Origin of the sequence: Virgibacillus sp. SK37 (assembly GCF_000725285.1) — a bacterium.
Taxonomy (GTDB): domain Bacteria; phylum Bacillota; class Bacilli; order Bacillales; family Amphibacillaceae; genus Virgibacillus_Q.
This window is the reverse complement of the sequence record NZ_CP007161.1, coordinates 250437-269459: the sequence shown is the minus strand read 5'-3', so window position 1 is coordinate 269459 and position 19023 is coordinate 250437. Positions and strand designations below refer to the sequence as shown.

Here is a 19023-nt window from a genome sequence, read left to right as displayed (position 1 = left end):
TATTTTGACCTAATTCTACCAATTTGTCTATTTAATCAAAAAATTACTACAAAAATAGACATATCTATTAAAGATATGTCCCTACAGTCAATGCTTTAACTCTGTATAACTATCTATCAACTCAAGCCATCTGGCACAATCCTTTATACCCGAATATCGTAGTATCTTCCAGGGGATTAATTCTTCTCCATTCTTCTGAAAGTGCTTAATCGTATAAAGAATACGACGTTTTTGAAACTCCTCTACCGTTTCAATTTTATCTTGAAGATAAAATCTTGTTCTTGGCAATTTATCTAATTTCTTTTCTAATAATGCACGTTTGCCTATCAGATATCCAACTTTACTATAGGTAATCCGAACTGGCTTACTATCTTGCTTTAGTAGGTTCTCAACCACTTGCGTTACTTTCTTCAATACCTCTTCATCCCGCTTATTCCAGTTAATTCTTGTAGTTGATGTTCTTTTAAGTGGCGTGGGACTATTTGCTTTCAACCATTCCTTATCATTTCTGTAAAGTCTCATATAAAGAGCTTTTTCCACTTCCCTTAATTGTTTAATAGACTTTTGTGGATGCTTCCATTGCAAGGATAACCAAATTTGGCGATCTTCCTTTACAGGATTAACTTTTTGTTCAATGTTCAAGCTACTTTCTTTATCAGCATTTAGATACCGCTTTATTGTATTTGGATCTGCCCCCATTTTCCGAGATAATGCTCTTAATCCAAGACCTAACTGTGAAAACTCATGTAACTTTGATTCCCATAAGGAGCCATAAGATTTAACCCTTGTCCTTCGAAATTTATCGTCTTCACTTTTATCAGGCCCTCTTCTTGTATAACTAAATTTACATATAGGGCATGAAAACGTTCCAATAGGTTTCTTGGTATCTCCACACAAAGTAATAGATACGTTTTCAATTATTGAAACATTAAAGTAATCACAAACAATATTCTGACATGGATAGTTTGGTTGACCAAATGGCTGATTCAATTCATTGTTAAAAACATCTTCTACTGTAATGTCTAAGGCTGTCATTACTAAAAGGTGTCTTATTGGATGAAAAGACTTACGGTTCTTTTGAACAATAAGCGAAAGCCAATCTTGTTCACCTTTTATTGAAGAATGAAACAGTTGTAGTGTTTCTTCACTGTAAATATTAAGGAAATAATCTCTCCATACTTTTTGTTTAACACGACCAGTATAATAAGCCAAATTAAGTTCCGCTAACTAATTACTATATTTTTGGTTAAACCAATTTAACGGGTGATGTTCATATGGTTGATTCATTAGTTGTAAAATACCTTCCTTCAACTTCTTGCAATGCTCTATGTATTCCGATATTGTTTTCTCTGCAACTCCATCAAAAACATTCTTTTTTGCAGAACAATTCTCTAATGTAGGAATAGCAAATCGATGTTTATTTGAGTCGACCACTTTAATACTACTGTTATAAAGAGGAGTAAAATGCTTTAAGCAACAATCTATTCCACTTATCTGATGGCTTCGATGCCAATACAATTCTCCATAAACCTCTATATCCTCTTTCACGCACTCATTACAATAACGTAAAAACTCATTTTGTGGTACTCCACTTGCATTTAAACCTGAACGAACATAAATCCCTTTGCCATCATCACTACACATTGCTTCGTATATACTTTTTGCCTGTCCATCAGGTAAAAGTGCTGTACTAAATAAATATAAAGTATGCTGATGAATTAGCTGTTCTTCGTTCATTGTTGAATATGGGGGCATATTTTTTACCAATGAACTAATCCCAGAAGGCAAAGAAATCGAAGTTGTTAAGCTCCGATTAGAAAAAAGATCATCAAGCGTTCCTTTAAAACTAATATTCCCACTCCTTACAAAATATCTGGAAAGTAATGAGAAAAGAAGTTCATCGGGATATGCAGAAGGGAAAAATAACATCTTTTATCCCACCTCCTTTACTCGCCTGATAAATCCAGACTCTTTTAAGGATGCATAAGCTGATAATCCCTTTTCCTTGCCTTCTTTCACAATTGTTCTCAGATCATTTTCTGGATTTACCAATGTTTCTTTTGTACCTTTATTCTCTACAGTTATTTGTACCGAATATTGATATGCACTTTTCACTAACTCTTGCAAATCAGTAAAGGTCGTTGCTTTGCATACTTCGTTAATTGCTTGTTTACCTTTTTCTTTTGACAGTCCAAGTAAATTAAGACGGAATAGAGCTTCTTCTCTAAGTTTTGTATCATCAATTGACTTTTGTTTATTTTTTATCGCTTTGATAAAGTCGTTTTTCTCTAAGTCAATCCGTTCTCTTTCAACCGCTTCATGAAAAGGAAAATAAATATCTTCATACTGAGCAATTTTATTTATATCACCTGACTTTAGAGCTTTTAGCATGGGTTGAACGAGTTTTAAATGATCCCTTGCTACCTGCTTAATTAAGGGTGCTGAAAGAGACTCACTTCCAGAGGAGATGGCTCTTATTTGTGACAAAGAGAAGAGCTTCAAACAGATGTCAATAATCCCCTGTGATTCTTCGTACATGATTTCAACAAATTCATCAGTTAGTTCCACTGGATTTCTTACCCATTGATATTCCCACATTGATTCCAGGAACAGCCTCCAATATTCATCGTTAGCCATTCTGTCCATAATCAAGTCCCCTTGTCCACTCCCTCTACGTGCCTGTCGAAACTCTCTTTGCAAAACATTCATTGCAGAAGGAGTTCCGATTAGTACGATAGGTATTCCAATCATATTACTAAGGGTTGTAAAAAAATTAAGCATTTGCTTAGAACCAACCCCTCTCAAACTCAAATGTTGCACTTCGTCAATGCACAAAATTCCAGCAAAAATACTATTTAATATTTGTGTTGCGATAGGCATTAGTGTATTTACCGATAACCTATTAGAACGACCAAACTTTTCAAAGTAGTTTGTTCCCAATAACCCATCAATCGTTATAAAAAGCTGATTGACCAAACCTTTTACGGAGCCGTCATGGCTACATTCCAGTCGAAGCCATACTAATTGAGTATGATCAAATCTTCTTCCTTTAAATTCTGAATGAACAATGATCTGAGGGAGCTGTTCAAACGCCTTTGCTATAGCTGAACTCTTGCCAGTCCCACTTGGCCCAATTATTGTAAGCCCTTTTGGAATAGAGTTATTGAACCAACTTTGGTTTACTTGATTCTGTATATTCTCATGTCCCCCAATTAATGATGAAGCATATGTTGGACTAAATGGATTTCTCCCAACATAACCCTGCCTTAAAAGCCTGGATAATCTGGATTCCAAATCGATATGAAAGGGAAGAACTTGAAATAGAGAAAAGAGTCTTTGGATAATATGAAAACGATATTGACTATCTAATTGACGTTCACTTTCATCAAAGTGAGGATAATAACTCAATTTTTCTATCACCTCTTGCTTTGATAATATAGGTGGAAGTGACTCGATCAAGGGGTTGTTCTGGTATTCCTTTACAAATTGTTTTTGATAATAAGCATGAGTAAATTGATTATTCTTCACGTTTAGCAATCCCCTTCTTCTGCATACTTTTTAGTAACTGTAAATCATCATTAGACACGACACTCATTGGGATTACAGTTGTTTGCTTTTCTTTCCTTTCCTTTTTACGATTTTGGAACGAATTCTTTTCTTGCTGATATAGTTTTTCTTGCTCCACTTTACGATGCTCCTTGATGTCTTTTATTCTTTTATTGTTGCTTTCCTTTACTCCTTCCGCTTTTGCCTCCTTCTCAGCATTCTTCACAATCTTTTCTACCGCTTCTATAAGATCTACTTTGGCTTTTAATTCATTTTGTTTATATCCGTTTTTTTGCATCTTCTCATACTCTTGTAAATAATTTATGTCTTCCATTGCTTTATTTTCATACCGAGATTGATGTTTTAATAGATAGCATCTTTCAAAACCATTATCGTGAATACCCTGTATGTACAACTCGCTAAGATTTCTTGGATCGTATTTTACAGGAATCTTCCAACTCTTCTTGTAACGTGCTTGTACAAACCATTGTTCTTTTAATGCTAAATCTGAACCATAATAAATATTTTTGAATTTTATACCAGACTCGGTTACAGTTGCAGTTCCTTCTGGTAACAAATTTAACATCAATAACTCTTTGGATATCGCTCTTAGTCTTCCTGCCCGATTCTGCATTCCCCACTCCCATAGTTTAATAGGAATGGGTTCTACCCCTGCTCTAATCATCTCTTCATCCATAACATAATTTTCTAATACATAATGATTATTAAAATATAGTATGTAATTGATGATTATTTTCTTAAATTCAGAAAGGGTTAATTTCCCACTTAAACGATGATCTCTTGTGCCACGTTTTCCAAAGTCCTTATCAACAGCCCCAGGCAACATAGGCTTCACTACTCCATCACTGAAAAGTCCAAATTGCCTTTCTATAAGTGATTTTAGGTCGCCACGCCAACTCCCAGAGTTTTCTATTCTTATATTCAATTTTTCAGTTAATACATTGGAAGCATTAGAAAGTAGCTCTGCTCGATCTGCCACTATGCAACTTGGTAAATGTGCAGTTGGCCACTGTGATTCAACAATATCAATATCAAAACGTTTACAGAATTCAACCTTATCCTCTACCGTATTCATTAATGCAAGTCTTGCCTGTTCAAAATTCGGCCCTTCCAGGCCCACATGGAATCCCACGATCATTGATGAGTACACACATTTACAAAAGTAGAGAATTGGTCGCCCGATTATCCAATTTCTACTTTCCTTACCTCTATTCCCAAATTCGCTTGTCAAATACACATCCGCTACGGTTGCATCAATTTGTACCTTTTCTAAAGGAGAACGAACCTCATTAGTAGCACTTCCCAATAAAGGTCGGTACGATAAATCGAAATTACGTTTCCCTGTTCTCCGAATAATTTCTTGCGATAAATTCTGCTCCTTCCTAATCCAATAAAGAAATTGAGTGTAAGTTGGTAACTTTTCAGGTGATTCTTCTAACTCTTCCCTAAAAAACTCCTTTATCATCTGCTCATACGCAAACTTCACACTCACATTTTTCTTAGTTTCGTAGTATTTTTGGGCCGCTATTCTAAAAATACCTTTAATCTCTTCATCAATATTGATCCCTTCTCCAACAACTTGTTTACTTTTTCTTGGCCTTCCTCTTTTTCTTTCCCCACTTTGTCTTTCTTGCCCTTTGCAACCCTTGTTTCTAAAATCAGGGAGTAATGCATCGGGATACATGCCTCTTTTCCAGTATCTTTTCAAATACTTTGCGACTGTTTTTGGATTTATCCCCATGTTATCAGCAATTCTGTTGATAACCGTATTTCTTCTATTAGGACTTAATAGTTTATCCACATCACATTCTAATAACTGCTTCACAACTGTCCATGCTTTTTCTTGTGCTAATCTTGCCTTTTTACTAATATCATTTTCATTTAGTAACAAAGCCCAAGGATCACGTTCAATGATCTTAGCAGAACCAATGTCTAAGTTCCCCTCAACTTCTTTAACCTCCTTTGCTATTGGAAAGGAGGCGTCAAATATGTTTATAAGAAAACAAGTTTGATATCTGTCATCAATAAAGACTATCCTTTCAATACTTTCAGGATTGTTGTCATATTGAATTAACATGTTGATAGAAAGCATCACTATCCTCTCCTTTATCCACAATTGTTATTTCTGAACAAAGCTGTTCTAAATCAATCGGTTTGTTCATGTTTACTTTAAGCACTTTTCTTGCTAACAAATGCTTATATATAAGTAATCCAGTCCCATTTTCAGCATTCAGTTGGTTATCAAATTGGGTTACTACCTCTTTTGCGGTTCTATCTTGGGACTCAGCAATTAGCTTTAACAAGTAATCCCTGTAAATGATCTGCTCTTTTTCTCCAAGTCCATATTCATCCAGATGGTAAGATGAATGGATAAATTCGATGTTTTTTGCGGGAACAATAGGTATTTCCCTATTTGTAATAATGCCGTAATCGATTCCCCTATTCTCCCAATAGCGTTTCATTATTTCAAAGCGTTCAATTATTTGGCTGTTCTCTAACTGTCGATAATCTTTGATTGATCTTGCATAATGACTGACTTCTCCACTCATATCTTCTAAAGTTACGAGAAAAGTAGTTGTTAAGACCATTGGTTCACCAGAATTTTGATTAAATAATCGTTTCATTAACTGTTTATCTAAGGTTGACATCACTTCCTCTAATCCCTCAATCAAGGGCCAATGTTCACGAATATCCACAATTTTATAACCTTCGAGTTCTCCATATTCCAAAAGGTAGAAGTAACGAGTCTCGATGTCACTGAAAAAATGGTGAACACGTTCCGTCTTCCAACCTTTCACTCGACTAACACGCCCTTTACTTGGTACTCGTATAACATCAATAAAGGGCTTGTAATCCTTCAATGTACCTTTACCATAGCCTTTATCCAGTAGTCTTGATATCTTATCCATGGTTTGCTCTTGTTTCACAACTGGCATCTTTTAAACTCCTTTCAAAGCACTGTATAATAGGAAGAAACTCGTATAAACCGAACACCAACCTATCATATATGCAAATTATCCACTGCATTTTGTCTGTCTTCCTTACTGGAATTCACATAGAATTTATAGACAACATCAACAGAACTGTGACCGCTCAACAAACAGACGGTCTTAGGATCAACGCCATTCTTAATGAGATTGGTACAAAACGTGTGCCTGGCCATATGAGGCGTAACAATATATTCAAGTTGAGCTTTTCTACTGTACTTTTCCAAAATCTTATTTATTGCTAATCTTGTTAAAGATCCCCTCTGTCCTTGGAGTAGTTTATTTGACGAAACATCTGGTCGGACTTCCAAATAAGCTCTGATTGCATTAACCACTTGGGCATTCAAATTGATTTTTCTAACCTTGTCCCCTTTACCATTACGAATCAGTACATAACTATAATTGTTTTTCCCGTTACGTTCTGTAATTGAAATATCATCTATTTCAATGGAAGCCAGTTCGTTACATCTAACCCCTGTCGCAAACAACAAGTAATAAATCAAAATATCACGCTTATTGCCATCCGCTTCGATAGTACGTTTGAGGCGGTAAAGATCCTGCTTTTCTACAATTTTCACTTCATAATCCAAATGTAGATTATTTTTCTGTTTAACTTTTTTTAGCTCCACTTCCTCTTTACAGATTCCTTTTCGATAGAGAAACTGTTGGAATTGAACAATACTGTTTATCTTTCTGTTGATACTCGTCACTTTCAACTTTTTATGTAGATTTAAAAATTGGCGGTACTCACGAATATCGGTTTCTGTAATTACTTCTGCCTCATATCCAATGGTTTCTTCTAACCAGTCCTTAAATTGTTCGATATCCTTGGAATACGCTTGGATTGTTAAAGGACTTTTCCCTTCTCTCTCCAACTCCTGAATAAAATCAGAAATCATTTGCACTCGCTCCTTACTTTTTAGTCAACGCAAAAAGGCGTTTTGCATATAGTAAAAGCTCTTACTTTTTTTTGAAAAGTAGAACTTCCTAATGCAAAACGCCTGGTACATTCCTATTTATTTCTATAACTTTATTATAGTGATAATCTGCCTTTTCGCAAGTAGAAGGACTGACAAAATAATCTGTCTAAATAATTATCAGTTATGTAGACAGAACCAAAATTCCTTGAACCTAAGAATGCTGTCTCTCGCTTTTACAAGGTCAAATAAGCAAACCATATCTGTATACATAACTTTTTAAGGTACATTAGCAGGAAATTTTAAAGTCAAATTGTATGTCGATACATAAATTGTTTGTTAAACTTCTAGCAAAAAAAATGAAATTGTAGCAAATAACTAACCCTTAATGTAATTATCTGATATACAATTTAATTATTCTACACACTTCAAAATTCATATCTTAATTCTCATTTAACAAAATTGTTAAATGAGGTATTTAATTGTGTAGAAAAAAAGTGATAAAGAGAGTAAAACTCTCCTTACCCTACTTCTCTAACTTGCTTTTTTCTTACTTATGTTTGCCATTCTCTTTGACAGTATATTTCTTATTGATACCCTAAATTGCCTGATATCTTCTAAGCTCTCATTCGATATAATACCCTTGCTCAAAGTAGTATCCAGCAAACTATCAAGAGCATTTAACGCTTTCAATGCATCATTGAAAAAACGAAACGTCATTGGTGTGTAGAATTGATGTGCTTCTGCTATGTTAGCTATAGTCGATGTCGAATATTTTCGGAGATTGAAGACAAGATCACTATCTCCCCAAAATGCTCGTTCTTTCGTTATCTCATAAATCTTCTCCACCAATAATAATCCTTGCTCATAGGCTTTGAAGTTTTTTACGTTAGGGGTATAAGGGCTCGGTAAATCCATTCCTTTACCTTCTCTCTCTTTAATGTTAACTAGGGTTCTTGTTAAAATAGCCACTATTTGTTCAACTTGGTTGTTTAACTTATCATATTGTTCCTGTGATATATATTGCTGCCCTAACGATACCTGCAACCAGGTGGAAGTTTCCTTTGCAGATCCAATGGACAGTGAATAATGATAAAACTTTTCTCCGATGTACATTTGCTCCCCCATTGCTATTCTTCTTTTAATTGATTCAGCACTTCTTTCTATTTGATCTACAATATTTGCATCATATGAAGGGTAGGACTTGCAAATTTCTATAACCTTTTCTTCGATATTTTTTGCCAACTTGTAACCGATAAATTGCTGTACATCTTTTACTTCAAGGGTTTTCTTCTTTATGTTTTGTGTCTTTTGGAAGGATACAACTTTTGGTGCTGATGATTGGGAGGAGGGTGCAGGTGGTTCAAAAGAAGTTTGTAAGCTGAAAGTATCGTTGAGATTATCATATATCTGATTTGCTCTATACGTATCCAAATACGAATCAATGATAATCTCTTCGAATTCAGTTATATCTTCCATATCTTTAAGAATCCAAATCACTCCTTTCTCCGCTAGATATTTTAGTTCGTCTCCAACTTCGATGAAACTGTAATTACAATGCTCTCTGAGCTTCCGATAATCTACTTGAATTTGTTCCACAATTTCATTCATTTTATCATCTCCTTAATGATTTTTTCATTTGAATAGATAAGGATAAAGAGCTTTGGCTTTGAAAGCAGGACTCTTCGTCCCCTTTAAGATTGTTAGCTTATTGAACAAACATGAGGTAAAGGGGTTTGACGTAGAACTATGGTGGGTTTTACCAGGGTTTATAACGGTTTTTTTTATTGCTCGTTCTTCATTTATTTCAAACATAAGATTCCAAACGAATTCTTCTTCATGCAACGACTGGGTTTGAAAAGTCGGATAAATACGGTTAATCTTCCCTTGTGTTGTTTTCCTGTAACTATCATAGTCGCTTTCAATTGTGGTGAAGAAAACCCTATGTTCTCCTTTATGTGTATTTATCTGGGCAATTTCTTGTAAATTGTCGAGTTCTCTTCTAATTCCAATCATTCAAAGTAAATATGTAGCACTTTTCATTCTCAAATATCTCATCAATACTAGGATTTTCGTTAACTCCATTTTCTCTTTGATCTTGTTCAGCTAACGCCAACGCTATTTCCATAATTTCCTTAGGAATTTCTTTAACTTTTGAAAACTCAAGTACTTCACCAAAATCTACAATTCCTGTAATAAATTGTTTTGGTAGACCATTTAGCCCTGACCAATTTGTAACAAACGATTCTCCTCCTTTGTAAATAATAACTCCTGATTCATAACCAGTTAAATCATATAATGATTCTGCTTTTAACATTTTTTTCTTCCTCTCTTAGTTTAATAGTAGCAACTCTATTGTTAGGGATTGGGAAGAATACATCTCCTCCCCCATTTCACTATCTTTTTAATCCAGTTTTCATTTTCGCCTACAAACTCCACTGCTCTTGTTTGCGATCCTTGGATTTTAGATACACCTTTACCACTTAGCTGTTCTTCAATTTGTGCATAAAATTCCCGTTGTGAGACTGTTGTTATTTTTGCTCCTGAACAATCTTCTTATATGCATCGTAAAGAGCTTTGCCAGATACCTTTACTGATAAATCTAACTAACAATACTCATCAACAAACCAAAGAGTACTATTATTACCCTTCATATAGTTCTTCATTAACTCTTTGGCTGCACCACTTTCCGTAAACACGTAATTGTTCTCTTTCAAGCGTTTTAGACCTAATAGGGCCCACTGATTCATGATATATTTCTCCTCTCTACTGAAATTTTTGTTTTATCTTTGATACCTCTATTCTATTCTTCCTACTTAATTGAAACGTTTTTATGGTTCGACCATGTTTGAGGTCGTTCCAATCATACAGGACAACTTATTCGATAGATGAGTTTTTTATTTTTCCTGTTAGAACGCTAATTAAAGACGCAAATTCCTCTTCAGTTAATGTTTGATCTACTGCTAATTCCCGTTTTGAAAAGGTAAAACATGTATCCGATTCCTCAAAACAATCTTCAATATGGTTGAAGACTAATAACTCCCCGTTTTCAAGCAGAAAAACTTCTCTTTTAACAGATAATGATTCAGTTTCATGAACACGAGACACAATGTCATAACTATTTAATAGGTACCCTTTTAGATAGCCATCATTTAGTTGAATGTATTTAATCTCATCAACTATCCATTTTTCTTCAGTTTTTTCTATGTAGATAGGTTCAAATGTCGTTCTGCGGGCTAAGTCTAATAGTTCACCTTTGAATACCTCTTTCATATTCGTTAAAACATTTACGATTTCCGATGTAGTTTGTGTCATTTTCTTTCTCCTTTTTAGTTGGTATTTGTAAATTTAGTTTAGTAGCTCTTGCCACTGATTACGCTAAATTAAGTTTCTTCCTCCCTTTCTATTTTTTCTTTCGTTATATAATTCAATTGTATATAGTCACTGGTAAAAAAAGGTGACGTGCCAAGTCACATTAGGAAAAATTTAGTTTTATAAAATCTGATAGGAGGAGTGAGAACATATTAGCAACACATATTGCTCTATTGTTCCGCCCCGTAAGCCTCCTATCATTCATTGTTCTTCTTCGTGATAGTTGCTTTTTGACTCCATCTTTTTAGTCGATAATTTATTCTATTATCTTACTATCAAGTTATATAGTTTTAATTGTTTGACCATATCTGAACACCAGTTTTAACTTTTTGAGATTCATAATATGACTAGACAGGATATGAAAAATATGAATATATCACACCAGCTCGAACATTACTTATATGATTATTTCTTATATTTATGAATGACTGGCATAGTATAGGTTGTTAAATCTATTAAAAGAAAAGGAAGTGGTTTAAATGAAAGAAACAATGTTGATAGCCGTAGACTGCGGAAAATACAGTACCAAGGCCATCGGAAAATACCAGGGGAATACCTACACAACAACCTTCCGCACTAAGATGCAACAAGTATCAAGATTGGGCGTAGATATTCAACCAAACTCCTATCATGTAGAATACTATGGAAATGAGTACCTATTAGGCGATATGGTTTCAGAGGATTACTCAGACTTCTCCTTAAACAAAGCCTCTCGAATTCACCAATTAGCTATCTACACAGCTATTACTCAACTCCTCCAAAAAGCAAAAGCCTCTATTAATGTAGATATTCGTTTAGGTGTAAATGTTCCTATTACAACCTACAAGGATTCCATCCAAAAGGAAAACTTTAAACAGATGGTAGAAAAACGTGGACATACTATTCACCTAATGGTCAATGGGAATGCATATTCCATAGAATTGTCAGATGTCACATTGGCTTTTGAAGGAATGGGAGAGATTTATGCTAAAACAGATGAATACAAAAACAAAAATACCATTGTGGTTGACATTGGAGGGCTTAACACGACATTCTGTACCTTCAAGGGCATTCAACCTCTAATCAACACTATGGTTGTATCTGACCTAGGCATGAATGTATTGAAAGGAATAATCGGAAAGGTCATTAACGAACGATATGGAATGACTGTTTCATCGGATGATTTGGAGCAAGTGCTAAGACGTGGTTATTTTGCTAGTAAAGGAGAAATCTATGAAGATAGCAAGGTAATGATAGAGGAAATGAAGTTAGCACACCTTCAACAAATAATCCAATTTGCTAAGTCACGAGGTTACACCTTCAATATGTCAGACATTCAATTTGTTGGTGGGGGAGCACTAACACTAAGAAGATACATCAAGCAGGAGTTCCCTAGTGCTGTCATCTTGGATAACCCCCAATACTCCAATTGTCTATCCTTCTTGAAAATCTTGGAGATTAAAAATGGCTAATGCTAGATACACCATTAGCTTTCCACCCAACGATCATGAGTTACTTCATTTTGTTGAAAAGAAGAGAAAATCCCAAAATTTCAGTGCATATATCAGGGAACTTATTCGAAGTGACATGGAAGCTGGTGATAAACCAGAGCTTGAAAAAATATATGAATATGTAGCTAAGAGGATAAAAGAAGATGGATACGTAATAGACGGAAACGAAACTAATCAAATTGCTGACTTTATTGATGAAGCTGATAAAGAAATCATCATGGATCTCTTTTAAACTTCATGCCAAACAAAAAGGACCTATATAGACGGTCCTTTTTATGTTTTCTTAAAAATTATCATAAGTAACGGGGCGGTTATTCAACCCATCATACACTTCATTGAACATATCTTCCATTAAGAATGTACGGAATTCATTATTCTCCAACATCTTCATAAAGAATTTCTCATTTTGGGACATACGAGAAATAACGTAATCTAAAAATGACTTTTCATAGGAGAACCTAAAGTTTTCCTTTGTATTGTTTTGTGCCTTTTGAGCCAAATCCTCATCATTAACCATATCTTCAACAATTTGATCTCTACTCAATTTGTCTGTATCTGTAAATTCTGTACCAAAACGTTCATTCAATCTGTCTATAATGGACGAAAGCCTTTCTTTCTCTTCTTCAGGAGAAGCCCCTTTTCCATATGAAGTTGGTTTTAATTTCGTTTCTCCTTCTATATTAAGGGAAATACTACCTTCAAATACCTTTTCATTTCGATAAAATTCCAAAGCAACATCATCTGCCAGATAAACTTCATCTGAACCTACTCTTGGTAGTTTTTTAAAAAGGTAGTTTAAATAGACAAATAGTTTATGGAGATCTACATCTGCAAATGGGCCTATCTGCAACACAAATGAATACGTTCTTATAAATTTGGTTGCTGCTCCTTTAAAGTCATCCTTTTGCTCTTTGTTAAGTTCTTTATTAAACCGATTTACCGCATAATCCAAAATTGCATTTAATTTTTCCTGAGTTCTAGCTGTTTTCTTTTTCCCATCAAATTCTAGTTTGCACACATCATTGATTTCCTCGTCCGTATACACCTGGCTCGTGTTCAATTCATTTTGTAAATCATAGAGGATATTTGGATCTGTAATATCTTCCAGGCCAGTCACTTCATAATAAGGTTGAAATGCCTTTTGAATATCTTCAGCTTCATTAACAAAATCAAGTACAAATGTATCGTTTTTCCCTTTACATGTACGATTCAATCGAGATAAGGTTTGGACTGCTTTGATGCCATCTAACGGCTTGTCTACATACATCGTGTGTAGGAGTGGCTCATCAAACCCTGTTTGGTATTTCTCTGCAACAAGCAACACTTGGTATTCATCTGTATGGAATTTTTCTGGAAGTTCTTTCTCACCAAATTGGTTCATTTCTACTTCCGTATAAGAAACTCCTTTATCATCCACTGTTCCCGAAAATGCAACGAGTGTCTTTAAATCATGATATCCCCTTGCTTTTATGTACTTGTCGAATGCTTGTTTATATCTAACTGCATGAAGTCTACTACTTGTGACAACCATCGCTTTTGCCCTGCCGCCTATTTTATGTCTGGTGACTTGTCGGTAATGCTCGACGATAATTTCTGTTTTTTGGGCAATATTGTGTGGATGCAAGGATACAAATCGTGCAATTTGCTTGGATGCCTTGCTACTCGGCATCTCGGGGTCATCATCAATGTTTTTAGCTACCTTGTAAAATGTTTTATAGGTTGTATAGTTTTTCAACACATCCAAAATAAATCCCTCTTCAATTGCTTGTCTCATTGAATAAACATGGAAAGCATGCGGAATTCCATCTGTATCTGGTGTTCCAAACCGCTCAATTGTTTTCGGTTTTGGTGTAGCAGTAAATGCAAAAAAGGAAATGTTATCTTGCTTTCCACTTTTAACGATCGTTTCTATAATCCGCTCTTCCATGTCTTGTATATTCTCTTCTACTACTCGTTCTGCTTCAAAAGCGTCTTCCAATGATTTATCAGACAGAATATTCGTCATCGCAGTAGCAGATTTACCACCCTGAGAAGAATGAGCTTCATCAATGATGATGCCGTATTTCCCTCTTGAAAACTCCCCTACCTTTTCCATTATAAAAGGGAATTTCTGCAATGTAGTAATAATGATTCGTGTACCATTTACGATAGCCTCTGCCAATTGATTCGAGTCTTTATCTACCTTCTCTACCATACCAGCCTTATGTTCTAATTGAAAAACAGCATCCTGTAACTGCTTATCCAGTACACGCCTATCTGTAATAACAATCACGCTACTAAACTTCGGGTTATTTTCATTGTCATATAACTTAGACAAGCGATGGGCTAACCAGGAAATACTATTTGTTTTTCCACTTCCAGCACTATGCTGTACCAAATAATTATGACCAACACCTTTTTCCTTTACGTCTACTTCAATTTTACGAACAACGTCCAATTGATGATAACGTGGGAAAATAATCGTTTCCTTCTTATCTATTATCTCCCCTGTACTGTCCTGTACATCTTCTTTTTCTACATAAACGAATCGGAAAAGAATGTCTAGTAGGCTATCCTTTTGTAGAATATCCTTCCATAAATAAGAGGTTCTGTAATCTCTATATATAACCGGATTCCCTTTTCCTCCGTCATTTCCTTTATTAAAGGGTAAAAAGAACGTCTTATCTCTATTTAATTGCGTTGCCATATAAACTTCATCTGTATCCACAGCAAAGAAAACAATGGCTCTTTTTTTGAACCGAAAGAGGGCTTCACGGGGATCTCTGTCCTTTTTAAATTGCCTTATGGAATCCTCAACTGTTTGATTAGTCAATTGGTTTTTTAATTCCATCACAGCGATTGGCAATCCATTTAAGGAAACCATCATATCAATGCTGTTGTTATTTTTGTTGCTGTAATATACCTGTCTGCTTACAGTGAATATGTTTTTTTCATAACGATCCAATAGTAGCTGGTTCATGGTGCTTGGCGGTTTATTGAAAGCTAACTTTAGCGTTTCACCATAGTCTTTAATGCCGTGTCGCAAACAATCAATCATACCTCGTTTGTCCAATTCTTTTGTCAAACGATCAATGATTTTAATTTTATATTGCTCCTTATATGCTTTTTGCAACCGTGCTAGTGATTTCGGCTGAGTCGCCTCCAGAAATTGGAATAATATTTCCGTATCAATTGCATGTGTTTTGAAGTCTTCCAATGCTTGACCAGTAATTGGTCTTTGGATATATCTAGATTGAATCAAGCTATGTTCAATATTCTCTTCAAAGGCTTTTTCAGTAGTGTCAATTGCCATAATCTCACTCCTCCTTTCATTTAGGATGGTAGTTTCTCGTAATCTCGTACATCTATTTTCCCTGTTACAGCTTCATAGATCAAGGACTGGCGATATTCTCTTAGTTTAGATATGGCACTTTTTGTTTCCGTAATTAGCAAATCTATATCTTTTGTTTTTTCGTCTATATAATTTGCAATTTCAATCTGCTCTTCAATAGGAGGAACAGGAACAGGTATAGACTTGAATTGTTCAGGATAGGTTCTCCACCTCATCATCATTATACCTCTACCGAATTTATAACAATCACCTTTAAAATAGTGGCTCCTAAAATAATAATGATAATATTTATTTGAAATGAGGTTTTCATTTATTTGTCTATATACATCATAATCTGGGCTTGTTACTCCTTCATAATCAGATATACCTATTGCACCCATCCATGCAAGCAATTTATTGACAACAATATCCCCCTTTTTTACCTTTTTGTAATTCATTACAGTTTGAGCCTTATTCCCTCTATCTTCCATTTGACTTCTTGGTCTAACCCCTATGCTAGTAAACACTGATAATAACTCCGCATCCTCTTCAAAATTCCGTTCATTAACTTCATAAAATAAGTATTTAATTTTCTTTTCTTCCCAATGCTCTGGTATTTTATCAATCCATCCAACATTCGAATCTTTCATTTTAGCATTTGGTTTTAACCCTTTTGTAATGAATTCAGCAATTTTCACTCGACGATTTTCTTGAAGTAATTCAATTAGTTTTTCCTTGTCAGCGATAAGAGAGTCTATTTCGGAAGTTTTTTGGTCAAGGTAATTAGATATAAGATTTTGAATTGTTAGTGGTGGGAGAGGTATAACTTGTTCACCTATGAACTCCCAATTTGCCCTAGGCATTTTGGCACCATATGTTGACGAATTTATAACATCTATAAATTTCTCATTTAGCATTACATATTTTATAAATCTATTAAGTGAAGTTTTTTCCTTTTTTCTTAAAACTAATAACTCAGTAGTCCCTCTACCATTAAACTCAGCAATTATACATTTTGAAAGATACGGTCTTAACTTCCCGAAGAGTACGTCGCCTGTTTTAAATCTATTGGAAATTCCATCAACACTAATCGTTTCCTCAGTTTCTATATATCTACCTGTCTTGGATTCAATATTTTCCAAACCAACATATTTTAATGTACTTTCTGAACTTACTTTCTCATTTATTGGGATTACAGCATATTTTAACTTGATTCTTAGCCAGTCAAAAGGTATTTGACCAATCCAATCATGGGACTTGTTTCTTTTTTCCATTATCCCATCACCTTCTTTAATTTTTCCATAATACTTTCTTCCAGCTCTTTAATCTCTTCTGTAATTTCGGTAGAGCTTCTTAATTCTGTATATTTATAAAAGTGACGAGTAAACGGTATTTCGTATCCTATTTTCGTCTTTGTTTCGTCAATCCAAGCGTCTGGTACATGTGGTGCTACTTCCTGTTCAAAATAAACATGGATATTCTCTTTTAAAGGTATGTTTTCCGTATCCCTTAAATCAGGATCTACTTCAGGATTACCTTTGCTGTCCGTGCAAATACCCGCTGTTTCATCTTTTTCTGATAAAGCATTTAAAATGGCTTTTAATAAGGTAGCACTTACCTTGACATCCTTTTCTTTGAATAATGTCTTCAACTTTTTCGTAAATTCATCTCTATTTTTATACAGAATATCTTCTTTGATAGATAGGATCGCTGATTCAATGACCTCTTGCTGTTGTTTACCCAACTCTATCTCATCTTGACCAGCTTCACCTTTTTTCTTGGATTTCGCTAGGTTATTAAATGCAGTCTGATTATAAAGTTCTTTCACTCTTTCTTCGTCTATTTGGAAATTTAATCGTAATGGTCGTTCAACAGTAACTTTTTGATAGCCAAAATCCTTATTATCAAAAACTTTGACATACTCCCCGTCTTTAAAATCACCATACAACCTGACAATTGTTGCAATATGCTCTTCTGATAATTCATGACGTTTACTACCTAAGTTTCTCTTCATTTTTTTATAAAAATGCACACCGTTTATAAGTTTGATTTTCCCTTTGCGTAGAGGATCTTTATTATTTGTTAAGATCCATATATATGTTGAAATCCCCGTATTATAAAACAAATCAGAGGGCATTGCTACAATCCCTTCAACAAGATCATTTTCAATTAAATAACGGCGAATTTCACTTTCACCAGAACCTGCATCACCTGTAAAAAGTGGGCTTCCATTCATAATAATTGCAACTCGTGATCCTTTTGGTTCTTCTTCCGTAACAGGCTTCATCTTAGAGACTAGATGCTGTAAAAACAACAATTGACCATCACTTATGCGTGGTAAACCAGCTCCAAAACGGCCATCCAGCCCCATACTTTCATGTTCCGCCTTTACTACCTTTTCTGCTGGCTTCCATTCGACTCCGTAGGGTGGGTTAGAAATGAGATAGTCAAAGTGCTGACCAGCGAAAGCATCATTAGATAGAGTATTGCCAAACCGGATATTTCTTGCTTCCTCACCTTTTATTAAAATATCAGCCTTACAAATTGCATAAGATTCCTCATTAATTTCCTGAGCAAAAAATTCAAGATCGGCAGTCGGGTTTAGTTCTTTGAGGTACTCCTGTGCAACCGAGCCCATTCCACCAGTCCCGGCACAGCTATCATATAAAGTCTGTGTAATTCCTTGTTTAGTCAAGATATCTTGGTCATTTAGGAACAGTAAATTAACCATTAAACGAACAACTTCTCTTGGCGTATAATGGTCCCCTGCCTCTGCATCCTCAGAAAATCGACGTATTAATTCTTCAAATATATAACCCATCTCAACATTTGATACTACATCTGGGTGTAAGTCCACTTCGCTAAATCGTTTAACAACTAGATATAGCAAATCATTACGTTCCATCTTCTCTATCTGTTTATCAAAATCAAAGTATTCGATAATATCCCTGGCACTTCTAGAAAAACCGTGTATGTAATCCCGAAGGTTGTCAGCGATGTTGTCCGAGTCGACTAAGAGTTTTGTGAAGTCATATTCGCTAACATTACTGAATCGCTTACCCCCGGCTTTACGGTTAAGTATTTCATCACGAGATTCCTCGGGAAGATGTTTAAATTTCTCATATTCTAAAAGTACATCGTCTTTAGTACCTGCAAGAACGCAATCAAAACGTCGTAAAACAGCCATTGGTAAAACTACTTTACCGTAATCTTCTGGCTTATATGGTCCACGAAGCAACTCAGCAATCGACCAAATAAAACTTACCTTTTCTTGGAAATTTATCATGATGTATTCCCCTCTATTTCAAATGTAGTTCAATACTACTAATCCATTACCTTAATAGTAACAAACTATAAGCAAAAAGATAAGACTGGACATA

General features: G+C 35.0%; 15 protein-coding genes. 2 read left to right on the top strand and 13 right to left on the bottom strand.

The window, feature by feature from the left end:
* Positions 1-87: 87 nt before the first annotated feature.
* The 10 genes from X953_RS18975 to X953_RS01410 form a co-directional block, all read right to left on the bottom strand.
* On the bottom strand, positions 88-1212 hold the full coding sequence (locus X953_RS18975) for a TnsD family Tn7-like transposition protein (protein ID WP_052350007.1): 1125 nt from the start codon (positions 1210-1212) through the stop codon (positions 88-90).
* A 15-nt stretch (positions 1213-1227) separates the two neighbouring features.
* Positions 1228-1929, bottom strand: a complete 702-nt coding sequence (locus tag X953_RS18970; protein WP_052350006.1) for a TniQ family protein — start codon at positions 1927-1929, stop codon at positions 1228-1230.
* A 3-nt stretch (positions 1930-1932) separates the two neighbouring features.
* Positions 1933-3528: an ATP-binding protein gene (locus X953_RS01445; RefSeq protein ID WP_052350005.1), complete on the bottom strand. Its 1596-nt coding sequence runs from the start codon at positions 3526-3528 to the stop codon at positions 1933-1935.
* Positions 3518-5659, bottom strand: coding sequence for a Mu transposase C-terminal domain-containing protein (locus X953_RS01440; RefSeq protein ID WP_040954051.1), 2142 nt, complete (start codon positions 5657-5659; stop codon positions 3518-3520). Before X953_RS01440 ends, X953_RS01445 begins: the two co-directional genes overlap by 11 nt.
* Positions 5628-6503 (bottom strand): heteromeric transposase endonuclease subunit TnsA, encoded by an 876-nt coding sequence (locus tag X953_RS01435; RefSeq protein ID WP_052350004.1) that lies wholly within the window; start codon positions 6501-6503, stop codon positions 5628-5630. The genes X953_RS01440 and X953_RS01435 overlap by 32 nt, the downstream gene beginning before the upstream one ends.
* A gap of 65 nt (positions 6504-6568) precedes the next feature.
* Entirely contained in the window at positions 6569-7453 is an 885-nt protein-coding gene (locus X953_RS01430; protein WP_040954050.1) for a tyrosine-type recombinase/integrase, read from the bottom strand.
* Positions 7454-8005: 552 nt separating this feature from the next.
* Complete coding sequence (locus X953_RS01425; RefSeq protein ID WP_040954049.1) at positions 8006-9082, bottom strand: four helix bundle protein; 1077 nt, start codon at positions 9080-9082, stop codon at positions 8006-8008.
* A 391-nt stretch (positions 9083-9473) separates the two neighbouring features.
* Positions 9474-9788 (bottom strand): hypothetical protein, encoded by a 315-nt coding sequence (locus X953_RS01415; protein ID WP_040954047.1) that lies wholly within the window; start codon positions 9786-9788, stop codon positions 9474-9476.
* Between the two features lie 289 nt (positions 9789-10077).
* The gene (locus tag X953_RS19670) at positions 10078-10221 is read right to left on the bottom strand and encodes a hypothetical protein (protein ID WP_156958426.1); all 144 of its coding nucleotides are present in this window, start codon (positions 10219-10221) and stop codon (positions 10078-10080) included.
* A gap of 127 nt (positions 10222-10348) precedes the next feature.
* Positions 10349-10786 carry a hypothetical protein gene (locus X953_RS01410; RefSeq protein WP_040954046.1) on the bottom strand — a complete coding sequence of 146 codons (438 nt, stop codon included), beginning with the start codon at positions 10784-10786 and terminating at the stop codon, positions 10349-10351.
* A 536-nt stretch (positions 10787-11322) separates the two neighbouring features.
* Here X953_RS01410 and X953_RS01405 point away from each other — a divergent pair.
* The gene (locus X953_RS01405) at positions 11323-12294 is read left to right on the top strand and encodes a ParM/StbA family protein (protein ID WP_040954045.1); all 972 of its coding nucleotides are present in this window, start codon (positions 11323-11325) and stop codon (positions 12292-12294) included.
* A complete protein-coding gene (locus X953_RS01400; RefSeq protein ID WP_040954044.1) occupies positions 12287-12565 on the top strand; it encodes a hypothetical protein in 279 nt (92 codons plus the stop codon). Before X953_RS01405 ends, X953_RS01400 begins: the two co-directional genes overlap by 8 nt.
* Before the next feature lie 51 nt (positions 12566-12616).
* On the opposite strand, the gene X953_RS01395 is transcribed toward X953_RS01400, so the two are convergent.
* From X953_RS01395 to X953_RS01385, 3 genes are read right to left on the bottom strand one after another with little or no spacing between them, the layout of a single operon-like run.
* Positions 12617-15625, bottom strand: a complete 3009-nt coding sequence (locus X953_RS01395; RefSeq protein ID WP_040954043.1) for a type I restriction endonuclease subunit R — start codon at positions 15623-15625, stop codon at positions 12617-12619.
* A 20-nt stretch (positions 15626-15645) separates the two neighbouring features.
* Positions 15646-16917, bottom strand: a complete 1272-nt coding sequence (locus tag X953_RS01390) for a restriction endonuclease subunit S (protein ID WP_052350003.1) — start codon at positions 16915-16917, stop codon at positions 15646-15648.
* The gene (locus X953_RS01385) at positions 16917-18929 is read right to left on the bottom strand and encodes a class I SAM-dependent DNA methyltransferase (protein WP_040954042.1); all 2013 of its coding nucleotides are present in this window, start codon (positions 18927-18929) and stop codon (positions 16917-16919) included. The genes X953_RS01390 and X953_RS01385 overlap by 1 nt, the downstream gene beginning before the upstream one ends.
* Positions 18930-19023 lie beyond the last annotated feature (94 nt).